At 33.4% G+C, this 6,532-nt stretch carries 6 protein-coding genes; 4 read left to right on the top strand and 2 right to left on the bottom strand.

Annotation, left to right across the window (positions count from 1 at the left end; all coding sequences use genetic code 11):
* The 3 genes from J7604_RS18700 to J7604_RS18690 all read left to right on the top strand — a co-directional run.
* A partial coding sequence (locus tag J7604_RS18700; protein WP_293898989.1) for a tetratricopeptide repeat protein occupies window positions 1-1,022 on the top strand: 1,022 nt, incomplete at its 5' end.
* Between the two features lie 177 nt (window positions 1,023-1,199).
* On the top strand, window positions 1,200-1,970 hold the full coding sequence (locus J7604_RS18695; RefSeq protein ID WP_293898986.1) for a DUF2490 domain-containing protein: 771 nt from the start codon (window positions 1,200-1,202) through the stop codon (window positions 1,968-1,970).
* A 196-nt stretch (window positions 1,971-2,166) separates the two neighbouring features.
* Window positions 2,167-3,189, top strand: a complete 1,023-nt coding sequence (locus tag J7604_RS18690; RefSeq protein ID WP_293898983.1) for an HAD family hydrolase — start codon at window positions 2,167-2,169, stop codon at window positions 3,187-3,189.
* A gap of 90 nt (window positions 3,190-3,279) precedes the next feature.
* Here J7604_RS18690 and J7604_RS18685 read toward each other — a convergent pair whose 3' ends face one another.
* A complete protein-coding gene (locus tag J7604_RS18685) occupies window positions 3,280-4,476 on the bottom strand; it encodes a hypothetical protein (RefSeq protein ID WP_293898980.1) in 1,197 nt (398 codons plus the stop codon).
* 141 nt (window positions 4,477-4,617) lie between these two features.
* Window positions 4,618-5,358: a LytTR family DNA-binding domain-containing protein gene (locus J7604_RS18680; protein WP_293898977.1), complete on the bottom strand. Its 741-nt coding sequence runs from the start codon at window positions 5,356-5,358 to the stop codon at window positions 4,618-4,620.
* 286 nt (window positions 5,359-5,644) lie between these two features.
* Here J7604_RS18680 and J7604_RS18675 point away from each other — a divergent pair, with 286 nt between their 5' ends.
* Window positions 5,645-6,532, top strand: a complete 888-nt coding sequence (locus J7604_RS18675) for a DUF2314 domain-containing protein (RefSeq protein WP_293898974.1) — start codon at window positions 5,645-5,647, stop codon at window positions 6,530-6,532.

Raw genomic sequence — 6,532 nt, 5'->3', positions numbered from 1 at the left:
CATTAGGGAAAGCTATTCAGTTGCAGCCAAAGGGGGAGTATTATTATTGGAGTGGAATTGTGAATCAGCAATTGTCCAATACCGCAGAAGCGGAAAAAGATTATAGATATGCTCTTAAAAAGGGACATGAAACTCCTGAACTTCATAATAATTTCGCAATTATTTTACTTGGCAATGAAAAAATCATCGAAAGTTTGGAGCAAATAAATAAAGCGATTCTTTTAGATAAAAAATATTCGCAAGCATATTCCGCTCGTTCAAAAATTAACTTATATCTTTTTGATGTTAACTCTGCATGTAAAGATAAAACAACTGCATACGATTTAGGGTACAGAAATGTATTTGATATCCCAGACTCGGTTTGTAATGGCTCACTCACTCAACAATTGAAATTTGTAGCTGAATTATGTGCTGTCAGCAAACTTTATAAACAAGGCGTCAAGGCATATTCACAATTAATAGAAAAGACAGTCCCTACATCAGAGTATTATCTAAATCGTGGTTATTGCTATTATAAATCAAAAGATTATCCTAATGCTGAAAAGGATTATTTAAAAGCACTGGAATTGCCCAATCCTATTAAAGATTTGCTTTATGATAATCTAAGCCTATTGTATTTTGATCAAAAAGAGTTTGTTAAGTCAATTGAGTATTCAACTAAATTGATTGAACTAAATCCACAAAATCATGTACCTTATATTGATAGAGGTCTTTGTTATAGGAAATTAAAAAAATATAAAGAAGCAGAAGCAGATTTTAACAGATCGCTTTCAATTAAGCCTGATTTTTTCAGAGCGTTTGGATATCGGTCATTTTTATATTTAGAACTTGGTCAGTATAATAAATCATTAGAAGACGCTTCTAAAGCTGTTGAATTAAATCCTAAATACGGCTATGGTTATATAGTTCTGGCTCAAGTGAAGCAAAAACTTGGAATGCAGAATTTTTGTATAGACTTTTATAATGCTAAAAAGTATGGCGAGCCTGACGCTGATGTGGGAATTAAGGAATATTGTAAATAAAGATCTACGCACCACATACTCATATTTCATCTCAGGAATGTCCAAAAGTTGTAGTGAAAAAACTCAACTATTAACTGAATTATATAAGGGAAAGAAATTTCTCCCCATCCATTGAGATTCTCTATAAACAATGTTGTGGCAATCGTGTTGCAATGGAATGACTATAGGTAAGTCTCAATGAAAACCAAAATTTTATTCTTAATATTAAGCTTCTGTTTGTATAAAGCAAAGGCCCAGGAGAGAATTAAAGATTTTAATAATGTTGGATGGTATTCTTATTTCGGTGATCACAAATTGAGCAAGAAGTTTGGATTGCATACAGAATATCAATGGAGGAGGACACATTTTATCACTACCTGGCAACAATCCTTGGTTAGGGTAGGGGTTAATTATAGTATTACAGAACGCCTCTCTGTCGTGCTAGGGTATGTTTTTGTAGAGACATATCCATATGGTGATTATCCAACCGCTAAAGAGCCCTATCCGGAAAACAGAATCTTTGAAGATCTCAAATTTAAAATTCCATATTGGAAATTTGAATTTGACAATCGTTTAAGATTAGAGCAGCGATTTGTTGCAAAGCTTACGGATAGTACTGGTCATAAAATTACCGGATGGGATTATAAAAACAGGATCAGATACCAATTAAAAGTCGACTTTTCCTTTAAGGGAAATACAGTAGATGCAAGGGAGCCATACCTGACAGCTTATGATGAAATTTTTATTCGATTTGGTGGTAATACAGGGAAAAACTGTTTTGATCAAAATCGATTATTTATAGGTTTGGGCTACAAAGTTGTGAAGAATCTCAAATTTGAAGGAGGTTATTTCTTTCAACTATCAAAGCATCAACACAAAGAAAAGGATACTGGAAAATATGTTTATGAATATAATAAGGGATTTATTATTTCAATGTATTATGATATAAATTTTAGAAAGGTTGAGTGAGTATCTATTTGATATGTCTTTTAGTGGGAGATTTCTTTGATAAATAAAGTAAACCAGAACTGCTTTAGAGCTCAATTGAACAGAATTTATTTCCGGAGCCTCCCATGTAGGTTTCGTTGTGCGAGAGTAAGTAATCAATATAATAATTATATTCTTTATGTGTAGAATATCTTCACCAATCAATCGGATTTTTATTTTGCAAGTTATATTCAGTTGTTCATTACTGTTCGGATGTAATAAAGATGTAAAAGAAGAGAGAGTAACACAAGACTCAACACCTCCTGCTATTAAGCAGGAAGCCTTTAACGAATCAGATCCACTTCCTTCGTGGAATGATGGTAAAATAAAAGATTCAATTATATCCTTTGTTAAATTAGTAACCAAAGAAGGGCCGTCTTTTGTAAAGGAAGAAGATCGGATAGCTGTATTTGATAATGATGGTACACTGTGGGTAGAGCAACCAACGTATTCTCAGGTCGCGTTTGCTATAAATAAGGTATCACTTGACCATCCTGAATGGAAAAATAGGGAACCATTTAAATCTCTTATGCAAGGTAATATGGAACTATTGGATAAAGGGGGAGAATTAGCGGTTATGGAAATAGTTATGGATACTCATGCAGGCATGACCACTGAGGAATTTGAGCAAGAAGTTCTAGCATGGACTACTACAGCAAAACATCCCCGCTTTGATAAGCCATATACCGAATGTGTTTACCAACCCATGCTCGAATTGCTGACTTATTTGAGAACAAATGGATTTAAAACTTTTATTGTATCGGGTGGAGGAATAGAGTTTATGCGTCCATGGAGTCAAAAGGTGTATGGGGTTTCACCAGAGCAGGTAATAGGAAGCAGCATCAAGACTAAGTACGAAGTAAAGGATGGAATGCCAGAACTTTTTCGTCAACGCAAAATAGATTTTATTGATGACAAGGCTGGAAAGCCTGAAGGAATTAACTCACATATAGGAAAGAGACCAATTGCGGCTTTTGGGAATTCCGATGGAGACTTTCAAATGCTTGAATGGACTACAAAAGGAAAGGGGCCAACATTGGGGGTTATTGTTCACCATGATGATGCAGAAAGAGAGTGGGCTTATGACCGTAAGTCTCCTGTTGGTAAATTAGACAAGGCATTAAATGCAGCTTCTAATAATGGATGGTTCGTTGTAAGTATGAAGGATGATTGGAAGAAAATATTTTCCTGGGATAAGTAGCACTTCTGCTCAGTCCGTATTCTCTCTGAATAAATAAAGTTATGCTGCTCCATTTTCAGAAGCAGCATATTTCAGGAAGTCCCTTATTGCTTATACTCTTTCTCTCTTCAGATTTCTTTTAGAAACTGGTGTTTGTTCTTGAGTTTCAAAATCATCATTGAAGAAAGTGTCGGCATCCTCGATCTGGGCCTTTCTTTTTCCATTAATAAAGTCTTCGAATATTTTTTTAATTTCTGGATTTTCTAAACCCTCGTAATCAAATAGTGATGAAACCTCCTGGTAGTTGAAGTTAATATTTACACTTTCATAGGAGCCGCAAGATGTTGTAACCGCACTATTGTCTCTTGTGAAAAGTATTGAATACATTTTTATTTTAGGAAGATATATAATCTGATCTTTAACCTCCATAACTTCAACTACTATACTGATAGTTACAGTGTTATAAGTATCTGAGTTGTTTTCAATTCCTATATTTATAGCTTCACCTTGTTTAGAAAGAAAATCTTTAAAGCTGTTAAGTGCACCAGATGCATCTGCCGTAACAACATTCATAATAAAATCAAGGAATTCTTTTGCAATAGTTATCCCTTTCATGCTTCTTGCATAAGTCTTGGCTTCCAGTTTTGAAGGACCGATAAGAGGCAGATGGCCAAGAACATCATACCATGTTACAGGGTCTTTTTTTATTGCAGGGTTATTATTGTCTGTAGCTATTTTATTAACATAATTGGTAGCTATAGATACCATAGCAATCAGATCCTTTTTCAAACTTGTAATTTTAGCCATTACTTCCGGATTAGAAGCAAGTTCTCCAGCTACAATAAACTGAACAAGGCCATCTTTGTCGATATAGTTATTTGAATCTTCTGTTGTCTCATCTTTTTCCGGAAAAAACTGATGAGCCTGGCGTATTTGTTCTAGTTTGTCAAGAGAATAAGATCTCCTTCCGCAGGAAATTAACTCTGCAGTGAATTTGTCATCATATATGATCAATTCCTGAGATTTATTATATACATAGTCGTCAATTGCAAGATTGAGATGATGCTTTTTTTTATTTTCAAAAGTCTTATCATAGCCCAATTGAAATTTTTTGAGAATTGTATCACAACCAGCATTTACATTAAATTTGACTTCGTATGTCAGATTGCCCTTCGGAAGTGGCTTTTCAAGATAGCCATTAACATTCATGTTCGCATAACATTTGGCAAATTCTTTACCAAAAATTCTGAAGTCCTTTTCTGTAAAAAATGCTACATCAAAGCTTCCTGTTACATTATTGTTTTGCATAATTAGAAGATTTAAGGTTTAACAAAAATTGTTTTCTGATCAGATGATGCAATTAAGGTCATCTGTAATTAGATAGAAAAAAATAAGTGTGAACGGATTGTTTTTTTTATTGAACATCTAAATAATAGATGTAAAGGTTGATCAGATGATTATAAAATTGTCTAGAAATATTTTGCGATAATTTTTACCTATCGGGACTTGTAGGACATCAACTTTTAAGGTATTCCCAAAAAAAGATTCCAGATACTCAATATTGATTACAAATGAACGGTGAACTCTCATAAATGAAGATCCGGGCAAAGATTTTTCAACTATATTTAATGAGGATGAAATTAGAATCTCAGATTTCTTAAGTATAATAATAGTATAATTACCTGATGCTTTTGCCAGAATAATGTCTTGCAATTTTATCTTCTGATATCGGTCTTTGACTTTAACAAACAGAAATTTTTCCTTTGTTATTAAATTCAAATTTTCATGTTGCTCGTTACGAAGTTCTTTACTAATGGAATAAAATCTAATTGCCAATTCAAGACAACGGCAAAGTTCAAATTGTTTTAAGGGGCTGATCAGCATATAGAAAGGATTAACCATTTGTGCTGATAAAAGTATTTCTGCAGGTAGAGCAGGTACAATCAAAATTATTGGACTGATAAATTTGTTCTTTAACTCACAGGCAAGGTCTATCTTCTTTTTATGATCAACTCTGCAGTCGATAATGCAAATGTTAACATTATAAGTTTTAAAGTAATTAAGGGCTTCCTGAGCTCCTGTTGCCAGAATAATTTCATTTATTCCAGATAGTCTGCATTCCTGGACAATCTTTTTTGACTCGGATTCATTGGTTCCAACAATAAGGAGTTTTAATTTTTCTTTTAACATGGTTGAAAATATTTGATTAGTTGATTGAAATAATTTTGCTGGTAATCTTTCTTATGGGAGATTTAATGTCCAAAGGTTTATTCAAACATATTTTATTGTTTCTTAAAAACATGAAGGTTATTTTCCTAAGCTAACTTAAGTAGGCAGATGAGAGCAAATTTTTGATGCAGACTGGAAAAAGTCAAGTACACATATTGAAAAGCTGATTAATAAAAAAAGCTGGTTATATTTGGGAGAGGTTGATCGAGATTAAATACATTTAAAAATCTTTTAAATAGAAATCACAATGGGACTATTTTCTAAACTGTTTGGGAAAAAAACACATAGCCAAAATATACGTCAAAGGCCCAATCAGCCAGATGTTATTAGAGTTCAAACCGAAGATGATAAAATGAATTGGGCAATGGAAAAGGCTAAATTGACTCTTCATTATTTTGAGAAGAGTTTAACGAATCCACAACCCAGACAACAATATTTTTCAATTAAAGTGAAAATAGTGGATGGCGAAAAGATTGAACATATTTGGCTGACGCAGCCTAGTTTTGATGAAGAAGGTAATTTGTTTGGGATTGTTGGGAATAAACCAATTGATGTTAAGAATGTAAAAATAGATCAGAAAATTGAAATTGATAGAGCATTGGTTTCAGACTGGATGATAATTGAAAATGGTCGATTAATTGGAGGTTATACAATAAGAGCTATTAGAGATAATTTGTCAGGAACAGAATTGAAAAATTTTGATAAAGGATTAGGAGGGATGATCGTAGATGATGGAGAAGACTATTTCTTGCCCTCTGATGTCACTCCTGAAGGTGCGATAATGCTAATTGAAGAAGCATATGATGAAGATAATCTGGAAAAGGCAATTAACTGTAAAGACTTTTATGCAGAAGCAGAATTGATGCTTTCTAAAATGGGTAAAGGAGACCTGGGAAAAGAGGTTGTAGAAAAAACAGCTGAAGTGCTTAAACTTTCATTTATTAAATCTCTTCAAGATAGTGGAATGCCAAAATTCAAAGGAATTATAAGAGCATTTCCGAAAAGGGAAAAGATAAGTGATAATCATATAATTGTTACTGAAATCTGTTATTACCCTGATGGTGGAAAATCGATGCAAAGATTGAATACTTATAAGACAGAAGATGGATGGAAAGTACTGAATCCGGTAGATTAA

The sequence above is a fragment of the Sporocytophaga sp. genome (genome assembly GCF_017745095.1).
GTDB lineage: Bacteria > Bacteroidota > Bacteroidia > Cytophagales > Cytophagaceae > Sporocytophaga.
This window is presented reverse-complemented; position numbering and strand designations above follow the sequence as displayed.